Source organism: Pseudomonas delhiensis, from assembly GCF_900187975.1.
GTDB classification, from domain to species: Bacteria; Pseudomonadota; Gammaproteobacteria; order Pseudomonadales; family Pseudomonadaceae; genus Pseudomonas; species Pseudomonas delhiensis.
Map to the genome: position 1 here is coordinate 165,601 of NZ_FZPC01000001.1, position 19,163 is coordinate 184,763.

Consider the following 19,163-nt stretch of genomic DNA (forward strand, 5'->3'; position numbering starts at 1 on the left):
CTAGGCTTGCGCACATTCCCCATCACCCTTCTGCCCGGAGTCGCCCCTATGTCGGCATGGCGCCATATCAGCCTGTGGATGAACCAACTGGACGACGACTTCATCGCCCGCCCGGCCCTGGAAGGCGCCCTGGAGGTCGACGTGGCCATCGTCGGCGCCGGCTACACCGGGCTGTGGACGGCCTATTACCTGAAGACCCGCGCGCCGCAACTGAAGGTCGCCATCCTCGAGGCCGAGACCGCCGGCTTCGGCGCCTCCGGGCGCAACGGCGGCTGGCTGATGGGCGCGCTGCTGGGCGAGGACCGCCTGGTGGGCCGCATGCCCGAGCCGCGCCGCCGCGAGACCTGGGACCTGTTGCACGGCATCCCCGACGAGGTGGCCAGGGTGCTGGAACGCGAAGGCATCGACTGCGACTACCGCAAGGGCGGCGTGCTCTATTGCGCGGCCCGCTACCCGGAACAGGAACGGCGCCTGCGCCAGTACCTGGCCGACCTGCGCCACGAGGGCCTGGGCGAGGACGACTACCGCTGGCTGTCGAAGGCCGAACTGGCCGAGCAGCTGCGCATCCCCAGCGCCCTGGGCGCGCTCTACACCCCGCACTGCGCCACCATCGACCCGGCCAGGCTGGCCCGCGGCCTGGCCCGCGCGGTGGAACGCCTGGGCGTGCAAGTGTTCGAGAAGAGCCGCGTCAGCCACTGGCAGCCCGGCCAACTGCGCACCGACAAGGGCAGCGTGAAGGCCCAGTGGATAGTGCCGGCGGTGGAAGGCTACGCCGCCGCGCTGCCGCCCCTGGGCAACTACCAGTTGCCGGTGCAGAGCCTGCTGGTGGCCACCGAGCCGCTGCCGGAATCGGTATGGGCGGAGATCGGCCTGGAGCGCGGCCAGGCCTTCAGCGAATTCAGCCGCCAGGTCACCTACGGCCAGCGCACCCGGGACAACCGCCTGGCCTTCGGCGCCCGCGGCGGCTACCGCTTCGGCGGCAAGCTGCGCAGCGACTTCAGCCTCACCGACGACGAGGTCGGCCTGCGCCGCTACCTGTTCGGCGAACTCTTCCCGCAGCTCAGGGACGTGAAGATCACCCACACCTGGGGCGGCAACCTGGGCATGTCGCGGCGCTTCCACCCGCACATGCTGGTCGACCGCCGCAACGGCATCGCCCTGTCCGGCGGCTACGGCGGCGAGGGCGTGGGCGCCACCAACCTGGGCGGGCGCACCCTGGCCGACCTGATCCTCGGCAACGACAGCCTGGAGACCCGGCAGAACTGGGTGATCCACGACCGCGCCATGACCGACGCCCTGCGCGCCTGGGAACCCGAGCCGTGCCGCTGGCTGGGCTACAACGCGATCATCCGCAGCTTCGTCCACGAGGACGAGGTGCTGGCCAACCCCCATACCCCGGCCTGGCGCCGGCAGCTGGCGGAAAAGCTGGCCGCCAGCATGGAAGGCCTGATGACCTGGAAGGTCGGCTGAAGCCGGCCGCCCCTTTCCCACCGACACCCTGGAGCCCCGATGAAGATCACCCACCTCAAGGACACCCCCAACGCCCCCCTGGGCGAAGCCAACCCGGTCGCCGTGCCCCTGGGCGAGCCCGTCTCGCACACCCGCGTGGCCGAAGTGGAACGCCCCGACCAGGTCGACACCGGCATCTGGGAATGCACCCCGGGCCGCTGGCGCCGGCAGATCGTCGAGCAGGAGTTCTGCCACTTCATCAGCGGCCGCGGCACCTTCACCCCGGACGACGGCGAGCCCATCGCCTTCCAGGCCGGCGACGCCTTCCTGCTGCCGCAGAACAGCCTGGGGGTGTGGGACATCCAGGAGACGGTTCGCAAGACGTACGTGATCATCAAGCGCTGAGGCCGAGGCCCTTCGTAGGAGCGAGCTTGCTCGCGAATGGAGTTTCCCGGTGATTGCAGTGTTTCGGGTTGACTCCGCCCCCTCTCCCCAGCCCTCTCCCTGAAGGGAGAGGGAGCCGTTCGGAGCGAGTTGGAAGTCAGGCCTACTCCTGATACGCCATGCTCACAGGATTACGCCGAACCCGCAGCAGGCAGAGGACAGTCCCCTGGTTAGGGAGAGGGAAAGGCGCTTCCCTCATGCAGCAGCGCCCCAGGGAAACTTCATTCGCGAGCGCTCCTACGAAAAGCAGCCCCGCCCCACCCCTCAAAACTTCCCATGCCGCCCCTCCCCCCGCGCGAAGCGTTGCGCCCCGGTCTGGGTCTCGCCGCTGAGGATCACCATCAGCCCGCCCTGGAATTCGTTGGCCATGGCCACGTCGAACGACTGGTTCCACTGCGCGTAGACGCTGCCGCGGTCGGCCAGCATGCAGGCCTGGGGGAAGTCGGCGATCTGCCGGGCCAGGTCCTCGGCGGCGGCGCGGGCCTCGCCCTTGGCCACCACGCGGTTGGCCAGGCCCATGCCCAGGGCTTCCTGGGCGGCCACCGGGCGGCCGGTGAGGATCAGGTCCAGCGCCCTGCCCTGGCCGACGATGCGCGGCAGGCGCACGGTGCCGCCGTCGATCAGCGGCACGCCGAAGCGCCGGCAGAACACCCCGCACACCGCGTCCTCGGCCATCACCCGCAGGTCGGCGAGCAGCGCCAGCTCCAGGCCGCCGGCCACCGCGTAGCCCTCGATGGCGGCGATCAGCGGCTTGCTCAGCTGCATGCGGCTGGGGCCCATGGGGGCGTCGCCTTCGTTTTCCAGGCGGTTGCGCCTTTCGCTGTCCTGCGCCACCGCGGTGAGGTCCGCGCCGGCGCAGAAGGTGCCGCCGGCGCCGGTGAGCACCGCCACCTTCGCCTGCTCGTCGGCCTCGAAGGCGCGCAGGGCCTCGGCCAGGGCGTCGGCGGTGGGCCGGTCGACGGCGTTGCGCGCCTCGGGACGATCGATGATCAGGGTGGTTACCGGGCCGTTGTGCTCGACGATCACGCTCATGCTGGACTCCAGGCTGACGGAAAGGACGAAGGCCGACTTGCGCCGGCCCTCCACCTTACTGCGTCACGGAGCGCGGAGCAGCACCCTGGCCGTTCCGCCCGTCAGGCTGTCGCGATCAGCCGACGTATTTCTGCAGGTTGGCCATCATCTCGCGCAGGGCCTTGACGTTGTCCGCCGGGTGCACCGCGTTCTCGAAGCTGCTGATCTGCTGCCAGTGCGCCGCCACGTCCTCGGCATCGAAGCCTTCGCGCGGGTCGAAGCCGAAGCCCAGGCTGCGCTCCCAGCGCACCTTGCCCATCCAGCCGCCGCCCACCTCGTAGAGGCCGGAGGTGTCCTGGCAGGCCTCGCTGCCCAGGTAGACCACCAGCGGGCTGACCAGCTCGGGCTTGAGCTGCTCGAACACCTGCGGCGGGATCAGCCCCTCGGTCATGCGGGTGCCGCCGGTGGGGGCGATGGCGTTGACCAGGATGTTGTTCTTGCGGCCTTCCAGGGCCAGGGTACGGGTCAGGCCGTAGAGGCCGAGCTTGGCCATGCCGTAGTTGCTCTGCCCGAAGTTGCCGTAGATGCCCGAGGTGGAGGCGGTGAAGATCACCCGCCCGTAGCCCTGCTCGCGCATCAGCGGCCAGGCGGCGCGGGTGACCTTGTAGGCGCCCTCGACGTGGACCTTGTAGACCAGGTCCCAGTCGGCGTCCTCCATCTTGTGGAAGGTCTTGTCGCGCAGGATGCCGGCGTTGTTCACCACCACGTCGACGCGGCCGAAGGCTTCCACGGCCTGGCGCACGATGTTCTCGCCGTCGGTCACCGAGTCGTGGTTGGCGATGGCGGTGCCGCCGGCGGCGCGGATCTCCGCCACCACGCGGTCGGCCGCCGAGGCGTTGGCGCCCTCGCCGTGGGTGCTGCCGCCCAGGTCGTTCACCACCACCTTGGCGCCATGCCTGGCGAACAGCAGGGCGTGGGCACGGCCGAGGCCGCCGCCGGCACCGGTGACGATCACGACCTTGTCGTCGAAACGAACGGCATCACTCATGGTTGGAACTCCCTGGCAGGTTGATGGCTACGGAGTGTCAAACAGACGTTTGACGGTCACAACCAAGACGCCGGGGCTGAATATGCCCCGATAAGGTCCGGGGATGATGCCGGCGGCCCCTTCAGGCCGCCGGCTGCACCTGCCCGGCCAGGCGCGCGCGGAACGCCAGGTAGTGCGCCAGCACCTGCTCCGGCGCCTCGGTCTGCGGGTAGTGGCCGATGCCGTCGAGCATCACCGTGTCCGGCTGCGGGATCAACTGGCGGTAGCGCTCGACCATGTGCGCGCCGGAGATCGGGTCCAGCGGCCCGTCGATCAGCCGCAGCGGCACGCCGGCGCGCTGCATGGCGCCGACCCAGCGCTCGCGGTGTTCGCGGCGGTCGAGGATGTAGTGGATCAGCCGGTGCATCACCTTCGGCCCGTCGTTGCAGGCGACCAGGCTCCAGAAGGCGTCCAGTTCCTCCTCGCTCGGCTGGGTGCGCGGGCCGAACACCTTGGCGAAGTTGGCGGCCAGCTTGCCACGGTCGAAGAAGCGCCCGAAGAAGCCGCCCAGGGGGCTGAGCAGCAGCTTCTGCGAGAGCACCGGGCGGTGCGTCTCGGGGAACAGCCCGCCATTGAGGAACACCAGCGAGGCCAGCTGGATGCGCCCTTCGAGGTGCCGCGCCAGCAGTTCCTGGCCGACGCTGTTGCCGTAGTCGTGGACCAGCAGGTGCACAGGCTCGCGCACCGCCAGATGCTCCAGCAACGCCTGCTGCAGGTCAGCCTGCTCGTGGATGCGGTAGGCGTGGCCGCGCGGCTTGGCCGAGTCGCCGAAGCCGAGCATGTCGCAGGCGATCACCCGGTAGCGCCCGGCCAGCGGCTGCCACAGCTTGTTCCAGTCCCAGGAGGCGCTGGGGAAGCCGTGGATCAGCAGCAGCGGCTCGCCGGCGCCGGCCTCCCAGTAACGGATGGCGTGGCCGTGGAAGTCGAAGCTGCGCCCCTGCGCGCGCCAGTCGCGCAGGGGGATGGCGATGCCGGCCATCAGTCGCGGTAGCCGGGGTTCTGCAGGTCGAGCTTGCGCAGCAGCGCCGGCCAGGCCAACTGCCCGCCCATGCCCTGGGAGGTCTTCATCACCCCGGCGAGCATCGCCCGGGCGCCGTCGAGGATCTGCTGCGGGATGTGGATCAGCTCGCCGCCGCCGCTCTGCGCCATGATCTGCGCCTCGCAGGCGCGCTGCAGGGTGAACATGCCGAGGAAGGCGTCGGCGACGGTGCCGAAGGCGGTCAGCAGGCCGTGGTTGGGCAGGATCATGAAGTTCCTGTCGCCCAGGTCGGCCTGCAGGCGAGCCTTCTCGTCGTGGTTCAGGGCCACGCCCTCGTAGCCGTGGTAGGCCAGGCTGGAGAGCACGAACAGCGATTGCTGCGACAGCGGCAGCAGGCCGTTCTTCTGCGCCGACACGGCGATGCCGGCGGGGGTGTGGATGTGCAGCACGCAACCGACGTCGTGGCGCACCTCGTGGACCGCGCTGTGGATGGTGTAGCCGGCGGGGTTGATGTCGTAGGGGCTGTCCATCAGCTTCCTGCCGGCCAGGTCCACCTTCACCAGGCTGGAGGCGGTGATCTCGTGGAACATCATGCCGTAGGGGTTGATGAGGAAGTCCTCGGTGCCCGGGACCTTGGCCGAGATGTGGGTGAAGATCAGGTCGTCCCAGCCGTGCAGGGCGATCAGCCGGTAGCAGGCGGCGAGGTCGACGCGGGTCTGCCATTCGGCCTCGGAGACCTGGTCTTTCACGGAGGGTGCGGGAGCGGCGGCGTTCATGGGGCGGTCCTCATCGGTTGTTGTTGTTCGATGGGGCCAGTCTAGTCAGCCGGGGGCGGCGCGACTGTCGGAGGTCTGACAGTCGCATCTTAGGAGTTGAATTGTAGGACCAGTGCAACGGCGGGCGCCAGCAACAGGTTGAACAGCCCGGTGAGGACCATCAGCAGCCCGGCGGTGGAACCCTCCTCGCCGCCGAACTCGTAGGCCCGGCTGGTGCCCGCGCCGTGGGCGCCGACGCCCAGCAGGGCGCCGCGGGCGAGGGTCGAGCGCAGCGGCAGCAGCTTCATCAGCAGGCCGCCGGCCAGGGCGCCGAACACCCCGGTGATCATCACGAAGGCCGCAGTCAGCTCCGGCACCCCGCCCAGGTCGTGAGACATTTCCATGGCCAGCGGCGTGGTAATCGAACGCGGCACCAGCGACAGCGCCACCTGGCCGTCCAGGGCCAGGGCATTGGCCAGCGCCCAGGAGCTGCCGATGGCCACCGCGGAGCCGGCGCACATGCCCACCAGCAGCGCCGGCCAGTGCCGGGCGAGCAGCGCCCGCTGCTGCCAGATGGGCACGGCGAAGGCCACGGTGGCCGGGCCCAGCAGCGCCACCAGCCAGTTGGTGTCGCGGGCGTAGTCGGCGTAGCGGGCGTGCAGCGGGATGGCCACGGCGAACAGCAGCACCGGGACGAACACGATGGGCGCGAAGCCGTACCAGCGCACGCGCTTGTACAACTGGCGGCTGAACAGGTAGCCGCCGAGGGTCAGGGCCAACCAGAACAGGGCTTGCTTATCGAGACTCATGGCGCGACCTCCAGCGGTACATGCCTTCCACCGACAGCGCGGTGACCAGCATCACCAGCAGGGTGCTGCACATGATCACCAGCAATATCTTCCAGCCCTCGCTGCGCAGCAGCGGGCCGTAGTCCAGCAGGCTCATCAGCGCGGGGATGAAGAACAGCAGCATCTCCGCCAGCAGCAGCCCGGCGCCGCCCTGCAGCAGGGCCGGGCGCACCGCCCCGCTGGCGAACAGCGCCAGCAGCAGGCCGAGCCCCACCACCCCGCCGGGCAGCGGCAGGCCGGTGGCCCTGGCCAGCCAGCCGCCGAACCACCAGAAGGCGATGAGGACGGCGAGTTCGAAGCCCAGTCGGAGGATGCGGCGAGTCATTTCGGGTGCCTGCGTGGCGCTGCGGAGTGGATGGCGCTCAGGTTAAGCCCGGGGGTACTATCCCCAAAGCGAATTGTTCGAATCGGAGCCATTCCAGAATGGAATTCAAGCAGCTACGCAGCTTCGTCGAGGTGGTGCGCCAGGGCAGCTTCACCCAGGCCGCGGTACGCCTGCATGCCAGCCAGTCGGCCGTGAGCAAGCAGGTGGCCCAGCTGGAGCAGAGCCTGCAGGTGCAGTTGCTGGAGCGCAGCGGCCCGCACGTGCGCCTGACCGCCGCCGGCGAAGTGGTGCTGCGCCGTGCCGAGGACATGCTGCGCCTGCGCCGCGAACTGCTGACCGAACTGGACGACCTCAGCCAGATGAAGCGCGGCGAGCTGCGCCTGGGCCTGCCGCTGCTGGGCGCCGACGCCCTGTTCGCCTGGCGCTTCGCCGAGTACCGCAAGCGCTACCCGCACATCCAGGTGCACCTGGTGGAAGGCGGCAGCAAGAGCCTGGAGCAGGCGGTGCACGCCGGCGAACTGGAACTGGCCGGCGCCCTCACCCCCAGCGACCCCGGCTTCGACTGGCAGCGGTTCTGCAACGAACCGCTGGACGCCCTGCTGCCGGCCGAGCACCCGCTGGCCGGGCGCGAAAGCATCGCCCTGGCCGAGCTGGCCGACACCCCCTTCCTGCTCTACCAGCAGAGCTTCACCCTCAACGACCGCCTGCTGCGCGCCTGCCACGAGGCCGGCTTCGAACCCCGCGAGGGCGGCCGCAGCGGCCAGGCCGACTTCCTCGGCGCGCTGGTCGCCGCCGGCCAGGGCGTGGTGCTGTTGCCGCGCGCGGTGGCCGAGGAAGTGGTACGGCCAGGGGTGGCACGGGTGCTGCTGAGCGAACCGGACCTGCGCTGGGACATCTGCTTCATCTGGCGCCGCGACGCCTACCTGTCCCACGCGGCCAAGGCCTGGCTGGCGCTGCTGGAGGAGTTTCCGCTGCATCCGTAGGGCGAATAACCGTTCGCGGTTATCCGCCGATACACCGGGGCCACAGCCAATGCCCAGGTCAACCCCGGAGCCGCCGAGGATCACGGCCAAACGGCGGATAACGCCGTAGGCGTTATTCGCCCTACACCGAACCCAGCGGCGTAGGGCGAATAACCGTTCGCGGTTATCCGCCGATACGCCGGGGCCACAGCCAACGCCGGGGGATGGATCAGCCTTTCAATGCAGCGATGAAATCGGCGATCCAGGGCTCGGCGTCGGTCTCCGGGGTGACCGTCTCGCTGGCGTCCAGGCGCAGCATCGGCAGCACCTCGCGCAGGCCCAGCTCGGCGTACAGCTCGCGCACCTGCTCGCCGCCGCCGCAGTAGGTGTCGCCATAGCTGGAGTCGCCCAGGCCGATCACCGCGCCGGGCAGGCCGCGCCAGTTCGGCAGGCGGTCGCGCAGGGCGTAGTACAGCGGCTGGATGTTGTCCGGCAGCTCGCCCAGGCCGGTGGTCGAGGTGACCGTCAGGAAGGCGTCGGGCGCGGCCTCGACCAGCGCGTCCAGGCCGGCGCGCGGCTCGAACCAGGTCTCTAGGCCCGCGGCCTCCAGCAGGCGCTTGGCATGGCGCGCGACCTCCTCGGCGGTGCCGTAGACCGACCCGGACAGAATGGCGACTTTCATGGAAACTCCCGGTTCATGCGACAAACGCCCATTATGCCGCAAGCCGGCCACGGGTGTTCGCCGGCGCCGCCGGGCTGGTATAGTTTTTTCCCACCGCGCCGCTCGGATATGCCTCCGCCGGCCGTTTTCCACCAGCCACGAGGCTCGCATGAGCGCATCCCCGGCCCCCATCCTGATCACCGGCGCCAGCCAGCGCGTCGGCCTGCACTGCGCCCTGCGCCTGCTCGACGCGGGCCAGCCGGTGATCGTCAGCTACCGCAGCGAGAAGCCCGGGCTGCAGCAACTGCGCGAGCGCGGCGCGACCTGCCTGCACGGCGACTTCGCCGACGAGGCCGGCATCCTCGCCTTCATCGACGTGCTCAAGGCCCACACCGACAGCCTGCGCGCCATCGTCCACAACGCCTCCACCTGGCTCGCCGAGACGCCCGGCCACGAGGCCGAGGCCTTCCGCGCGCTGTTCAGCGTGCACATGCTCGCCCCCTACCTGATCAACCTGCACTGCGCGCCGCTGCTGGAGCGCTCGCAGCCGGCCGACATCATCCACGTCAGCGACGACGTGGTGCGCAGGGGCAGCGCCAAGCACGTCGCCTACTGCGCCAGCAAGGCCGGGCTGGACAGCCTGACGCTGTCCTTCGCCGCGCGCTTCGCGCCGAAGATCAAGGTCAACACCATCGCCCCGGCGCTGGTCATGTTCAACACCGGGGACGACGCCGACTACCGCGCGCGCACCCTGGCGAAATCCGCCCTGGGCATCGAGCCCGGGCCGGACGTCGTCTACCAGGCCATCCGCTACCTGCTGGACACCCCCTACGTCACCGGCACCACCTTGACCGTCAACGGCGGCCGGCACCTCAAATGACCGCCCGCCGTGGCGCGAGGAACCCTGCAATGACCGATTCCCTGTCCGCGAACTACCGCGAGATACTCCTGGGCCTGGGCGAGAACCCCGACCGCGAAGGCCTGCTCGACACCCCCAAGCGCGCCGCCAAGGCCATGCGCTACCTGTGCCACGGCTACGAGCTGAGCCTGGAGGAGATCGTCAACGGCGCGCTGTTCGCCTCGGACAACGACGAAATGGTGATCGTCCGCGACATCGAGCTGTATTCGCTGTGCGAACACCACCTGCTGCCCTTCATCGGCAAGGCCCATGTGGCGTACATTCCCACCGGGCGGGTGCTGGGGCTGTCGAAGGTGGCGCGCATCGTCGACATGTTCGCGCGGCGCCTGCAGATCCAGGAGAACCTGACGCGGCAGATCGCCGAGGCCATCGAGCGCATCACCGGCGCCGCCGGCGTGGCGGTAGTGATCGAGGCCCAGCACATGTGCATGATGATGCGCGGGGTGGAGAAGCAGAACTCGCAGATGTTCACCTCGGTGATGCTCGGCGCCTTCCGCGACTCCAGCAACACCCGCCAGGAGTTCCTGCAACTGATCGGACGGAGCAAGTGACAATGACGCAATTGCAGCCGGGCATGGCGCGGATCCGCGTGAAGGATCTGCGCGTGCGCACCTACATCGGCATCAAGGAAGAGGAAATCCTCAACAAGCAGGACGTGCTGATCAACCTGACCATCCTCTACCCCTCGCAGGAGGCGGTGCAGGTCAACGACATCGAGCACGCGCTGAACTACCGCACCATCACCAAGGCGATCATCGCCCACGTCGAGGAGAACCGCTTCGCCCTGCTGGAGCGCCTGACCCAGGAAATCCTCGACCTGGTCATGGCCCACCCGGCGGTGCGCTACGCCGAGGTGGAGGTGGACAAGCCCCACGCCCTGCGCTTCGCCGAGTCGGTGTCGATCGCCCTCGCCGCGCAGCGCTGAGCCACGCGGCGCCGCCTGGCCAACGGCCATTGCTGGCGCCCGCCCCCGCTCTTATCATCTGCGCAGCCCCGAAGAGCCCCGACGTCCCACGACGACGCGCCACGCGAGAGCCCGACCTATGAGCAAGCCCGAACACAGCATCCTCGACCTCAGCCAGGAACAACGCACGGAACTGGAAGCCGCGGCGTTCCGCACCCTGGTGCAGCACCTGCGCAACCGCAAGGACGTGCAGAACATCGACCTGATGAACCTCGCCGGCTTCTGCCGCAACTGCCTGTCCAAGTGGTACAAGGCCGCGGCCGACGACATGGGCCTGGAGCTGAGCCCGGAACAGGCCCGCGAGGAGATCTACGGCATGCCTTACGCCGAATGGAAGGCGAAATACCAGAAGGAAGCCTCGCCCGAGCAGCAGGCCGCCTTCGACACCGCCAAGAAACACTGACGAGCCCGCCTTGATGACCCTCACCGATTTCCGCGCGCGCCTGCGCAGCGAGCAGCACCTGTTCACCGATACCCTGGCGTTCATCGCCGAGCACTACAGCTACAGCCCCAGCGCCTTCAGCAACGGCCCGGTGGAAAACCCGGCCGGGCAGAACGAGGGCTCCTGCAAGACCCTCGGCTTCGCCATCCTCGAGGGCCTGAGCCTGGAGGAAACCCTGCTGGCCTTCGGTGAGCACTACCGCGCGGTGCGTGATACGCCCGAGGGCACCGACCACGCCAACATCCGCGCCCTGCAGAACACCGGCCTGGCTGGCGTGCGCTTCGAGCGCCAGCCGTTGTCGCGGCGCGGTTGAGGCCTCGGATGTAGAAAAGCCCCGCGATGCGGGGCTTTTTCTTGGGTGGCGTTTTGGGGCAGGGCTCGCTCGCGCGTGAGATTCGGTTCCACGCTCCTTACCCCCCTCGTCATTCCCGCGAACGCGGGAACCCAGTGGCTTGGGGGCTTGGTGTAGCGCGCCGCTCCGAGTGCGTTGATGTTTCTTGTTTCGCTCCCTCGGGCGAGTCACTTTGGCAATCGGTGGAAGGTCACCCCCGCCCAAAGTAACCAAAACGCTTGCCCCGACATACGGGCCCGATAAAGCCGGGCTACCCTCACGAACTCCCCCGCCACGGAGGCCCGCCCCGACAGCACGTCCCTGTACTGGTCGGGGCTCTCGCGACATCCATGTCGCATGACCTCCTGAGCGCCGGTTTCGCTCGGCCTTCTGAAGGGGCGTTCCGGTGCGCTTGGATGTTTCTCTGGAAGTCCCAATGCAAAAGCCAGAGCACGAGCCGCTTGGTTTTTTTCGTAGGATCGAGGGGGACGCCTAGTTCTTGCTCGCGAACCCTGGGTTTCCGCGTTCGCGATAGTTCGTAGGGCGCATAACGCCTACGGCGTTATCCGCCATGATCACGCACAGAGTCCTACGACCGTGCCTCACAGGAGTTGTAGGAGCGGGCCCTGCCCGCGATTCGCGCGCAGGGCTGCGCTCCTACAGGGGAATGGCATGGCTCGGCCAGCGTAGGACTCCGTCCGCGATCGGGCTGGACGGCTGCCACGGCGCCCCCGTCAAAAAGGAAAAAGCCCCGACCAGCGGGGCTCCTTCCTGCACGCCGGCTCTTGGGGCCGTTACAGCGAATCCAGGTAGCGCTCCACGTCCAGCGCCGCCATGCAGCCGGCGCCGGCCGAGGTGATGGCCTGGCGGTAGACGTGGTCGGCCACGTCGCCGGCGGCGAACACGCCGGGGATGCTGGTGGCGGTGGCGTTGCCGTCGCGGCCGCCGTTGACCACCAGGTAGCCGTCCTTCAGTTGCAGCTGGTTCTCGAACAGCGAGGTGTTCGGGGTATGCCCGATGGCCACGAACAGGCCGTCCACCTGCAGTTCCTCGGCGCCACCATCGTTGTTGCGCAGGCGCACGCCGGTGACGCCCATGTCGTCACCCAGCACCTCCTCCACCTGGGCATTGAGCTTCAGGGCGATTTTCCCTTCGGCGATACGGGCATGCAGCTTGTCCTGCAGGATCTTCTCGGCGCGGAAGGTCTCGCGGCGGTGCACCAGGGTCACCTTGCTGGCGATGTTGGCCAGGTACAGCGCCTCCTCCACCGCCGTGTTGCCGCCACCGACCACCGCCACTTCGCGGTTGCGGTAGAAGAAGCCGTCGCAGGTGGCGCAGGCGGAAACGCCCTTGCCCATGAACGCCGCCTCCGAAGGCAGGCCCAGGTAGCGGGCGCTGGCGCCGGTGGCGATGATCAGCGCGTCGGCGGTGTAGGTGCCGCTGTCGCCCTTGAGCACCAGCGGCTTGCCGGCCAGGTCCACGGCGTGGATGTGGTCGAAGACGATCTCGGTCTCGAAGCGCTCGGCGTGCTCCTGCATGCGTTGCATCAGCGCAGGGCCGGTGAGGCCGTGGGGGTCGCCGGGCCAGTTGTCCACCTCGGTGGTGGTGGTCAGTTGGCCGCCGGCCTGCAGGCCGGTGATCAGCAACGGCCTGAGATTGGCGCGGGCGGCATAGACGGCGGCCGAGTAACCGGCGGGGCCGGAACCCAGGATGATGACGCGGGCATGACGAACTTCAGGCATGGCTGACTCCTCGTCGAACAAGAAAAGGGAGCTGCCAAGGTACCTGGGGGAAGGTTGGGAGGCGCGGCAGCTCCCGCTAAACGCACAGATCGCGAGGAAGGCAGGGCCGTCAGGAGCGGGCGGCGCTGCCGTGGAGTCACCCACGGCCTGAAGTCTGTCAGACGTTTCCCAAAGTCACTTTGAGATAAGTCAGGGACATTCCGCTTCGCCGGCCGATCCGTTCGCGACTGGAGATTGCCGCGCAGCGTAAGGCCCGCCGCGCCGCGAACGAAATGCCCAATCTCAATGCCCCCGATAGAGGCCGGCTATCCCCCGCGGCAGGCCAACTAGACTCAGTATTCGCCCCTCTCCCACCTGCGCGCCCGGCATGCCACTGAGAAACCGACTGCTCCTGCTGTACCTGCCGCTGCTGGCCCTCAGCCTGCTGGGCATCTGGCTGCTGTCCGAGCACATCCTGCTCGAACGCTTCGACCGCGACGACCGCCAGCGCCTGTACGACGAGGTGCGCGTGCTCGACAACCGCCTGGCCTTCGAGAAGCAGCGCCACCTGGACCTGCTGCGCAGCTACGCCTGGTGGGACGCCAGCTACGGCTTCGTCTTGCACCCCACGCCGGGGTTCGTGCGGGAGAACCTGGACATCGACATGCTCGGCAACCTGGGCTTCGACTTCGCGCTCTACCTCGACCGCCAGGGCCGCGTGGTCACCCAGCGCTGGGACGAGGCACGGCTCGCCGCGTCCCAGGCGATAGCCGGCGCGCCCAGCCCCGAGCGACTGCGCCAGGGCCTGCTGCGCCGCGCCCTGGACCTGGGCGTGCTGGACCTGCAGGGCGACCCGTCGCGCAGCCTGGCGCAATGGTTGCTGGTGGACGGCACCCCGCTGCTGCTGCTCAGCCAGCCGATCAGCGACAACCTGGGCCGCGCCGAGCCGGTCGGCGCCATCGTCGCCGGCTACCTGCTCGACCAGCGCCACGTGCGCGCCCTGCAGGAGCAGATGGACGCGCGCCTGCAGGTGCAGCCCGGAGTAATGCCCGGCGACGGCTGGCGCACCCTGCACCTGCCGGGGCGCAACGGCGGCACCCTGCTGAGCCCGCGGCGGGTGCTCGACGCCAGTACCCAGCAGGTCACACTGCTGTTCCTGGACGCCACCGACACGCCGCAGTTCAGCCTGGCCATCAGCAAGTCGCGGGTCGCCTACCAGCAGGGCCAGGAGGCCATCCGCCTGTTCCTCGGCATGACCTTGCTGATCAGCCTCACCGCCCTGCTGCTGGCCTACCTGGTCCTGGAGATCTGGGTGATCCGCCGCGTGCAGCGGCTCAACCGCGAGGTGGCGAGCATCGGCGCCGACACCGGTCCCGCCCGTCTGGCCGACATGGGCCGCGACGAAGTCGGCCAGCTGGCCTGCGAAGTCAACCAGATGCTCGAACGCCTGGAGCGCAGCGAGGCCCGCGACCGCGCCATCCTCGACAGCATCCGCGACGGCTACTTCGAGATGGACGGCGACGGCGTGGTGCTCACGGTGAACACCGCCTTCTGCCGCCTGCTCGGCTACACGGCCGAGGAAGTGGAAGGCCACTCCTACCGGGAACTGCTCGACGAACAGGACGTGACGCGCGCCCGCGGCCTTTACCAGCAGGTGCGCGACGGCGAGCAGGAAACCACCTTCGCCGCGCCCTTCAAGCGCCGCGACGGCCAGCGCGTGATCTTCGAGACGAAGGTCTCGCCGATCACCGACGCCCAGGGGCAGTTCCGCGGCTTCCGCGGCATCCTCCGCGACATCAGCCTGCAGGTTGCCTACCAGCAGCGCCTGCTGGACCTCGCCTACCGCGACGCGCTGACCGGCCTGGGCAACCGCAAGGCCTTCGGCGAACAGTTGCCCCTGGCCCTGCAGCGCTGCGCGCAAGGCACCAGCGTGGCCCTGCTGTACGTCGACCTGGACCACTTCAAGCCGGTCAACGACCGCTTCGGCCACGCCGCCGGCGACGCCGTGCTGGCCGCCGTGGGCGAGCGCCTGCGCGGCAACCTGCGCCAGCCGGACATGGCCTTCCGCCTGGGCGGCGACGAGTTCGCGGTGGTCCTCGAAGGCGTGGACTGCGACAGCGCCGAGCGCCTGGCCGGGCGCCTGCTGGCCAGCCTCAACCAGGACTACCACGCCGGCGAGCAGCGCCTGGAGTTCCTCTCCGCCAGCATCGGCATCGCCCTCTACCCGGCCGACGCCGGCGACGCCGAAGGCCTGATCCACGCCGCCGACAGCGCCATGTACCGCGCCAAGCAACAGCGCAACCACTACAGCCGCTACCGCGCCTGAACCCCACACAACAGGCAAAACAGACGGCTCGCGAGCGTGCGCCGGCCCTGCTAAGGTCGCAAGCTGGTTTCCTACGGAGATGTTCCATGTCCACCCTGAGCGGCCCGCAATACCTCGGCGAAGGCCTGAAACTCATGATGCGCCCGGGACTGCGCCTGTTCGTGCTGCTGCCCCTGACGATCAACCTGCTGCTGTTCGTCGGCCTGATCGGCTTCGCGGTGAACCAGTTCAGCCACTGGGTCGACTGGCTGATGCCCAGCCTGCCGCAGTGGCTGGACTTCCTCCAGTACATCCTCTGGCCGCTGTTCGTCCTGCTGGTGCTGCTGATCCTGTTCTTCAGCTTCACCCTGGTGGCCAACCTGATCGCCTCGCCGTTCAACGGCTTCCTCGCCGAGAAGGTCGAGGTGGTGGTGCGCGGCCAGGACGACTTCCCGGCCTTCAGCTGGGCCGAACTGGCCGCCATGGTGCCCCGCACCGTCGCCCGCGAACTGCGCAAGCTCGGCTACTTCCTGCCGCGCGCCATCGCCCTGTTCATCCTCAGCCTGATCCCCGGCCTGAACATCATCGCCACCCCGCTGTGGCTGGTGTTCGGCGTCTGGATGATGGCCGTGCAGTACATCGACTACCCGGCGGACAACCACAAGCTGGGCTGGAACGAGATGCTCGCCTGGCTGCGCAGCAAGCGCTGGGCCTGCATGGGCTTTGGCGGCATCACCTACCTGGCGCTGCTGATCCCGCTGGTCAACCTGGTCGCCATGCCCGCCGCCGTGGCCGGCGCAGTGCTGTTCTGGGTGCGCGAGGAGGGGGAGAAGGCGCTGGTGAAATAACCCGGGCGCATCGCCTTTCCCTTCTCATCCTGCAGCGGTGCCCTCCGCTGCAGGATGTCCCTTCCTCCCCAGCCCATGCCTGCCACCTCTTCCCCTCCCCGTGGCTCCGCCTTGCGCTGAGTCGCAACTTATTCGCAGCCGCTTTCGCGTTCCGTTCGTGTTCGACGTTCTTCTGGCGCCATAAAACTGCCCCTCATCAAAGAATTTCGAAAAGACGGGTTTCAAGCCGGACGGTCAAAAAAATCGGCTGACTTATATCAATCGGTTTTTTCCTGCTCACCCCAAAGAATATTCCCACACCACCGCCTCACCAGAAGCCTCGTGGTGGCGCGGCACAGCTGCGCACCCAGTCTGCCTGGCCAGTCCAGGCCCCATCGTCCAACGCTGGCGGATCGGCATCGGCAGCCCGCAGCTGCCGCATTCCTTCTCCTCGTGCCCTGACGCGCGTTGGCTCAAGCCCCGCCCTTCCGCGAAGCGGCGGTGCAAGGAGGTGAACCATGCGATTCCAGAAGACAGCCCTGGCGCTTCACGTCGCCTTGGCCGCGGCCCTGTCATTGCCCATGCAGGGGGCCAACGCCGGCTGCACCGGCGATGCCGCCAGCAGCACCCTGACCTGCGACGTGCCCTTGTACTTCGGCAACCCCGCCGGCTACGACAACGTCGTGATCAACACCACCGCCAACGGCTCCACCGGCGGCAGCGGCGGCCTGGCCGGCTTCGGCATCTACGGCAACAACTCGACCTACAACCTGAAGAACCTGCTGATCACCACCACCGGCTCCACCGCGGACGCCATCCAGGCCAACATCGGCACCAACAACATCCGCGCCGACTCGCTGACCATCGTCACCAGGGGCTCCTCGGCGGACGGCATCAATGTCACCGAGAACGCGATCAACTCGACGGTCACCATCGGCGACGGGGCCTCCATCACCGCCGAAGGCACGGGCATGGGCGTGCGCGCCAACACCTCGAAGAACGGCGGCAAGAACCAGATCGTGATCGGCAAGGATGCGCACATCACCACCCATGGCGGCGCCTCCAACTGGCTCGACGGTACCGGCTACGCCGTGTACGCCGGCAACCGTGACCTGAGCGCGAGCAGCTACAAGGGCGACGCCGAGGTCACCCTGGGCGACGGCAGCGTGATCCTCACCAAGGGCAACGCGGCCCATGCCGTCTATGCCAACCGTGGCGGGGTGATCAACCTGGGCGACACCAGCATCGCCACCGAGAAGAACAACGCCTACGGCATCTATGCCCAGACACTCAGCGATGCCAATGGCCCCCGTGGCGGCGTGGTCAACCTCGACGGCGACACCCGCGTCAGCGTGACCGATGGCAACCGGGCCCTCTACGCCAGCGGCGCCGGCTCGCGGATCAGCAGCGGCCAGGCCGCCGTCTACCACCTCGACAGCAGCGCGGCCAGCGACCAGGCCGGGCGCCTGGGGGCCAGGCTGCTCGCCGACCAGGGCGGCGTCATCGACCTGAAGATGGCCGCCGGCTCCTATTTCAACGGCAGCACCGCCACCGCCAGCGCCGGGGAGATCCACCTGGCCATCGAGGGCGCCAGCCGCTGGGACCTGAGCGCCGACTCCAACCTCAGCTCGCTGAACCTGGGTAGCGGCGCTACCCTGGCCTACCTGCGCCAGGGGGACGCGAGCGACTACCAGTACAAGACCCTGACCGTGGACGGCGACTTCACCGGCGGCGGGCGCCTGGTGATGAACACCCACCTGGGCGACGACAACTCGGCCACCGACCGTCTGGTGGTCAATGGCGACACCTCCGGCGACACCCGGGTGACGGTGAACAATACCACCGGCACGGGCGAGCAGACCATCGAGGGCATCCGCATGATCGAGGTGGCCGGCTTGTCCGCCGGCGAGTTCCAGTCCGACCGGGTGACCGAAGGCGGCTACGAATACCTGCTGCGTCGTGGCGGCACCTTCGTCGGCTCCACCGGCTCGGACAAGGACTGGTACCTGACCTCCTACAAGCCCACCGTCGATCCCGAACCGGAACCCGAGCCCGAACCTGAGCCGCAGCCGGAACCGGGGCCCGATCCCGAGCCCGGCATCCCGCCCATCCCGGAGCCCCCGGCACCGCCGGCCCCGCCCAGCGACGGGGACCGCATCCGCCAGCCGGAGGGCGGCGCCTACACCGCCAACCTGGCGGCAGCCAACACCCTGTTCCTGCACCGCCTGCACGACCGCACCGGCAACCTGACCTACGTCGATCCGGACACCGGCGAGGCCAGGACCTCGATGCTGTGGCTGCGCAGCGTCGACGGCGCCAGCCGCTGGAACGACAGCACCGGCCAGTTGAAGACCGAAAGCAACCGCTACGTCATCCAGCTCGGCAGCGACCTGCTGCGCTACAGCAACGACAAGGGCGACTGGGTGCTCGGGGTACTGGGCGGCTACGCCAACGGCAACTCCACCAGCCGCTCGCGGATCACCGGCTACAGCGCCAGGGGCGAGATCGATGGCTACAGCCTCGGCCTCTACGGCACCTGGTACGAGGACCGCGACGACGAGAACGGCGCCTATGTCGACACCTGGGTGCTGTACAACCGCTTCGACAACGAGGTGCATGGCGAGCAACTGGCCAAGGAGCACTACGACTCCGACGGCATCACCGCCTCCGTCGAGGCCGGCAAGACCTTCCGCGTGGCCCGCACCGAGAAGGCCAGCGTGTACGTGCAACCCCAGGCGCAAGTGGTCTACATGGGCGTCAAGGCCGACAGCCACCGCGAGGCCAACGGCACCCGCGTCACCGGACGCGGCGACGGCAACCTCATGACCCGCCTGGGCGCCCGCGCCGCACTGCGCAGCAATGACGCGCAGGGCTTCGCCGGCACCTATGGCGTCGAGCCCTACCTGGAGGCCAACTGGATCCACAACTCCGACGACTTCGGCGCGAAGATGGGCAACACCCGCTTCGACATGGACGGCGCCGACGACATCCTGGAGGTCAAGCTGGGCGCCACCAGCAAGCTCAACAGCCGGGTCAACGTCTGGGGCGAAGTGGCCCGCCAGCACGGCGACAACGGCTACCGCGACCAGGCCTTCACCCTGGGCCTGAAGGTCAACTTCTGAGCCGGCGGGTA

Annotated in this window: 19 protein-coding genes; 11 read left to right on the forward strand and 8 right to left on the reverse strand. The window is 68.5% G+C overall.

What is annotated here, in order from left to right; all coding sequences use genetic code 11:
* Positions 1-48 precede the first annotated feature (48 nt).
* Both CHC02_RS00755 and CHC02_RS00760 read left to right on the forward strand, forming a co-directional pair.
* Complete coding sequence (locus CHC02_RS00755) at positions 49-1,470, forward strand: NAD(P)/FAD-dependent oxidoreductase (RefSeq protein ID WP_089389609.1); 1,422 nt, start codon at positions 49-51, stop codon at positions 1,468-1,470.
* 39 nt (positions 1,471-1,509) lie between these two features.
* Positions 1,510-1,854, forward strand: a complete 345-nt coding sequence (locus tag CHC02_RS00760) for a cupin domain-containing protein (protein ID WP_089389610.1) — start codon at positions 1,510-1,512, stop codon at positions 1,852-1,854.
* 303 nt (positions 1,855-2,157) lie between these two features.
* On the opposite strand, the gene CHC02_RS00765 is transcribed toward CHC02_RS00760, so the two are convergent.
* From CHC02_RS00765 to CHC02_RS00790, 6 genes are all read right to left on the reverse strand, one after another.
* Positions 2,158-2,925 (reverse strand): crotonase/enoyl-CoA hydratase family protein, encoded by a 768-nt coding sequence (locus CHC02_RS00765; protein ID WP_089389611.1) that lies wholly within the window; start codon positions 2,923-2,925, stop codon positions 2,158-2,160.
* A 115-nt stretch (positions 2,926-3,040) separates the two neighbouring features.
* A complete protein-coding gene (locus tag CHC02_RS00770) occupies positions 3,041-3,952 on the reverse strand; it encodes an SDR family oxidoreductase (protein ID WP_089389612.1) in 912 nt (303 codons plus the stop codon).
* Between the two features lie 121 nt (positions 3,953-4,073).
* On the reverse strand, positions 4,074-4,970 hold the full coding sequence (locus tag CHC02_RS00775) for an alpha/beta fold hydrolase (protein WP_089389613.1): 897 nt from the start codon (positions 4,968-4,970) through the stop codon (positions 4,074-4,076).
* The gene (locus tag CHC02_RS00780; RefSeq protein WP_089389614.1) at positions 4,970-5,746 is read right to left on the reverse strand and encodes a class II aldolase/adducin family protein; all 777 of its coding nucleotides are present in this window, start codon (positions 5,744-5,746) and stop codon (positions 4,970-4,972) included. Before CHC02_RS00780 ends, CHC02_RS00775 begins: the two co-directional genes overlap by 1 nt.
* Positions 5,747-5,835: 89 nt before the next feature.
* Entirely contained in the window at positions 5,836-6,534 is a 699-nt protein-coding gene (locus CHC02_RS00785) for an LrgB family protein (protein ID WP_089389615.1), read from the reverse strand.
* On the reverse strand, positions 6,521-6,898 hold the full coding sequence (locus tag CHC02_RS00790; protein WP_089389616.1) for a CidA/LrgA family protein: 378 nt from the start codon (positions 6,896-6,898) through the stop codon (positions 6,521-6,523). Before CHC02_RS00790 ends, CHC02_RS00785 begins: the two co-directional genes overlap by 14 nt.
* Positions 6,899-6,996: 98 nt before the next feature.
* On the opposite strand from CHC02_RS00790, the gene CHC02_RS00795 reads away from it, so the two are divergent.
* Positions 6,997-7,881 carry a LysR family transcriptional regulator gene (locus tag CHC02_RS00795; protein ID WP_089389617.1) on the forward strand — a complete coding sequence of 295 codons (885 nt, stop codon included), beginning with the start codon at positions 6,997-6,999 and terminating at the stop codon, positions 7,879-7,881.
* A gap of 208 nt (positions 7,882-8,089) precedes the next feature.
* Here the strand turns inward: CHC02_RS00795 and CHC02_RS00800 are convergent, their stop codons facing one another.
* Entirely contained in the window at positions 8,090-8,542 is a 453-nt protein-coding gene (locus tag CHC02_RS00800) for a flavodoxin (RefSeq protein WP_089389618.1), read from the reverse strand.
* Positions 8,543-8,690: 148 nt separating this feature from the next.
* On the opposite strand from CHC02_RS00800, the gene folM reads away from it, so the two are divergent.
* The 5 genes from folM to CHC02_RS00825 all read left to right on the forward strand — a co-directional run bounded on the left by folM (position 8,691) and on the right by CHC02_RS00825 (position 11,159).
* A complete protein-coding gene (gene folM, locus CHC02_RS00805; RefSeq protein WP_089389619.1) occupies positions 8,691-9,401 on the forward strand; it encodes a dihydromonapterin reductase in 711 nt (236 codons plus the stop codon).
* Between the two features lie 29 nt (positions 9,402-9,430).
* The gene (gene folE / locus CHC02_RS00810) at positions 9,431-9,991 is read left to right on the forward strand and encodes a GTP cyclohydrolase I FolE (RefSeq protein WP_208604337.1); all 561 of its coding nucleotides are present in this window, start codon (positions 9,431-9,433) and stop codon (positions 9,989-9,991) included.
* Between the two features lie 2 nt (positions 9,992-9,993).
* The gene (folX, locus tag CHC02_RS00815) at positions 9,994-10,365 is read left to right on the forward strand and encodes a dihydroneopterin triphosphate 2'-epimerase (protein ID WP_009616045.1); all 372 of its coding nucleotides are present in this window, start codon (positions 9,994-9,996) and stop codon (positions 10,363-10,365) included.
* Between the two features lie 118 nt (positions 10,366-10,483).
* The gene (locus tag CHC02_RS00820; protein WP_009616044.1) at positions 10,484-10,807 is read left to right on the forward strand and encodes a DUF1244 domain-containing protein; all 324 of its coding nucleotides are present in this window, start codon (positions 10,484-10,486) and stop codon (positions 10,805-10,807) included.
* A gap of 13 nt (positions 10,808-10,820) precedes the next feature.
* Positions 10,821-11,159, forward strand: a complete 339-nt coding sequence (locus CHC02_RS00825) for a HopJ type III effector protein (RefSeq protein ID WP_009616043.1) — start codon at positions 10,821-10,823, stop codon at positions 11,157-11,159.
* 812 nt (positions 11,160-11,971) lie between these two features.
* Here CHC02_RS00825 and trxB read toward each other — a convergent pair.
* Positions 11,972-12,919, reverse strand: coding sequence for a thioredoxin-disulfide reductase (gene trxB, locus CHC02_RS00830; protein WP_089389621.1), 948 nt, complete (start codon positions 12,917-12,919; stop codon positions 11,972-11,974).
* Between the two features lie 367 nt (positions 12,920-13,286).
* Between trxB and CHC02_RS00835 the strand changes: the two genes are divergently transcribed.
* The 3 genes from CHC02_RS00835 (at position 13,287) to CHC02_RS00845 (ending at position 19,152) form a co-directional block, all read left to right on the forward strand.
* The gene (locus tag CHC02_RS00835; protein WP_089389622.1) at positions 13,287-15,224 is read left to right on the forward strand and encodes a sensor domain-containing diguanylate cyclase; all 1,938 of its coding nucleotides are present in this window, start codon (positions 13,287-13,289) and stop codon (positions 15,222-15,224) included.
* 86 nt (positions 15,225-15,310) lie between these two features.
* A complete protein-coding gene (cysZ, locus tag CHC02_RS00840) occupies positions 15,311-16,051 on the forward strand; it encodes a sulfate transporter CysZ (RefSeq protein WP_089389623.1) in 741 nt (246 codons plus the stop codon).
* A 497-nt stretch (positions 16,052-16,548) separates the two neighbouring features.
* Positions 16,549-19,152 (forward strand): autotransporter outer membrane beta-barrel domain-containing protein, encoded by a 2,604-nt coding sequence (locus CHC02_RS00845; RefSeq protein WP_089389624.1) that lies wholly within the window; start codon positions 16,549-16,551, stop codon positions 19,150-19,152.
* Positions 19,153-19,163: the final 11 nt, after the last annotated feature.

What these genes read in the sequence shown, in the direction of transcription:
- folX (WP_009616045.1), top strand. Translation starts at nt 9,994, where the DNA reads ATGACGCAATTGCAGCCGGGCATGGCGCGGATCCGCGTGAAGGATCTG.
- CHC02_RS00785 (WP_089389615.1), bottom strand. Translation starts at nt 6,534, where the DNA reads ATGAGTCTCGATAAGCAAGCCCTGTTCTGGTTGGCCCTGACCCTCGGC.
- CHC02_RS00835 (WP_089389622.1), top strand. Translation starts at nt 13,287, where the DNA reads ATGCCACTGAGAAACCGACTGCTCCTGCTGTACCTGCCGCTGCTGGCC.
- CHC02_RS00790 (WP_089389616.1), bottom strand. Translation starts at nt 6,898, where the DNA reads ATGACTCGCCGCATCCTCCGACTGGGCTTCGAACTCGCCGTCCTCATC.
- CHC02_RS00775 (WP_089389613.1), bottom strand. Translation starts at nt 4,970, where the DNA reads ATGGCCGGCATCGCCATCCCCCTGCGCGACTGGCGCGCGCAGGGGCGC.
- CHC02_RS00845 (WP_089389624.1), top strand. Translation starts at nt 16,549, where the DNA reads ATGCGATTCCAGAAGACAGCCCTGGCGCTTCACGTCGCCTTGGCCGCG.
- CHC02_RS00825 (WP_009616043.1), top strand. Translation starts at nt 10,821, where the DNA reads ATGACCCTCACCGATTTCCGCGCGCGCCTGCGCAGCGAGCAGCACCTG.
- trxB (WP_089389621.1), bottom strand. Translation starts at nt 12,919, where the DNA reads ATGCCTGAAGTTCGTCATGCCCGCGTCATCATCCTGGGTTCCGGCCCC.
- CHC02_RS00765 (WP_089389611.1), bottom strand. Translation starts at nt 2,925, where the DNA reads ATGAGCGTGATCGTCGAGCACAACGGCCCGGTAACCACCCTGATCATC.
- CHC02_RS00755 (WP_089389609.1), top strand. Translation starts at nt 49, where the DNA reads ATGTCGGCATGGCGCCATATCAGCCTGTGGATGAACCAACTGGACGAC.
- CHC02_RS00820 (WP_009616044.1), top strand. Translation starts at nt 10,484, where the DNA reads ATGAGCAAGCCCGAACACAGCATCCTCGACCTCAGCCAGGAACAACGC.
- folE (WP_208604337.1), top strand. Translation starts at nt 9,431, where the DNA reads ATGACCGATTCCCTGTCCGCGAACTACCGCGAGATACTCCTGGGCCTG.
- CHC02_RS00795 (WP_089389617.1), top strand. Translation starts at nt 6,997, where the DNA reads ATGGAATTCAAGCAGCTACGCAGCTTCGTCGAGGTGGTGCGCCAGGGC.
- CHC02_RS00770 (WP_089389612.1), bottom strand. Translation starts at nt 3,952, where the DNA reads ATGAGTGATGCCGTTCGTTTCGACGACAAGGTCGTGATCGTCACCGGT.
- CHC02_RS00800 (WP_089389618.1), bottom strand. Translation starts at nt 8,542, where the DNA reads ATGAAAGTCGCCATTCTGTCCGGGTCGGTCTACGGCACCGCCGAGGAG.
- cysZ (WP_089389623.1), top strand. Translation starts at nt 15,311, where the DNA reads ATGTCCACCCTGAGCGGCCCGCAATACCTCGGCGAAGGCCTGAAACTC.
- CHC02_RS00780 (WP_089389614.1), bottom strand. Translation starts at nt 5,746, where the DNA reads ATGAACGCCGCCGCTCCCGCACCCTCCGTGAAAGACCAGGTCTCCGAG.
- CHC02_RS00760 (WP_089389610.1), top strand. Translation starts at nt 1,510, where the DNA reads ATGAAGATCACCCACCTCAAGGACACCCCCAACGCCCCCCTGGGCGAA.
- folM (WP_089389619.1), top strand. Translation starts at nt 8,691, where the DNA reads ATGAGCGCATCCCCGGCCCCCATCCTGATCACCGGCGCCAGCCAGCGC.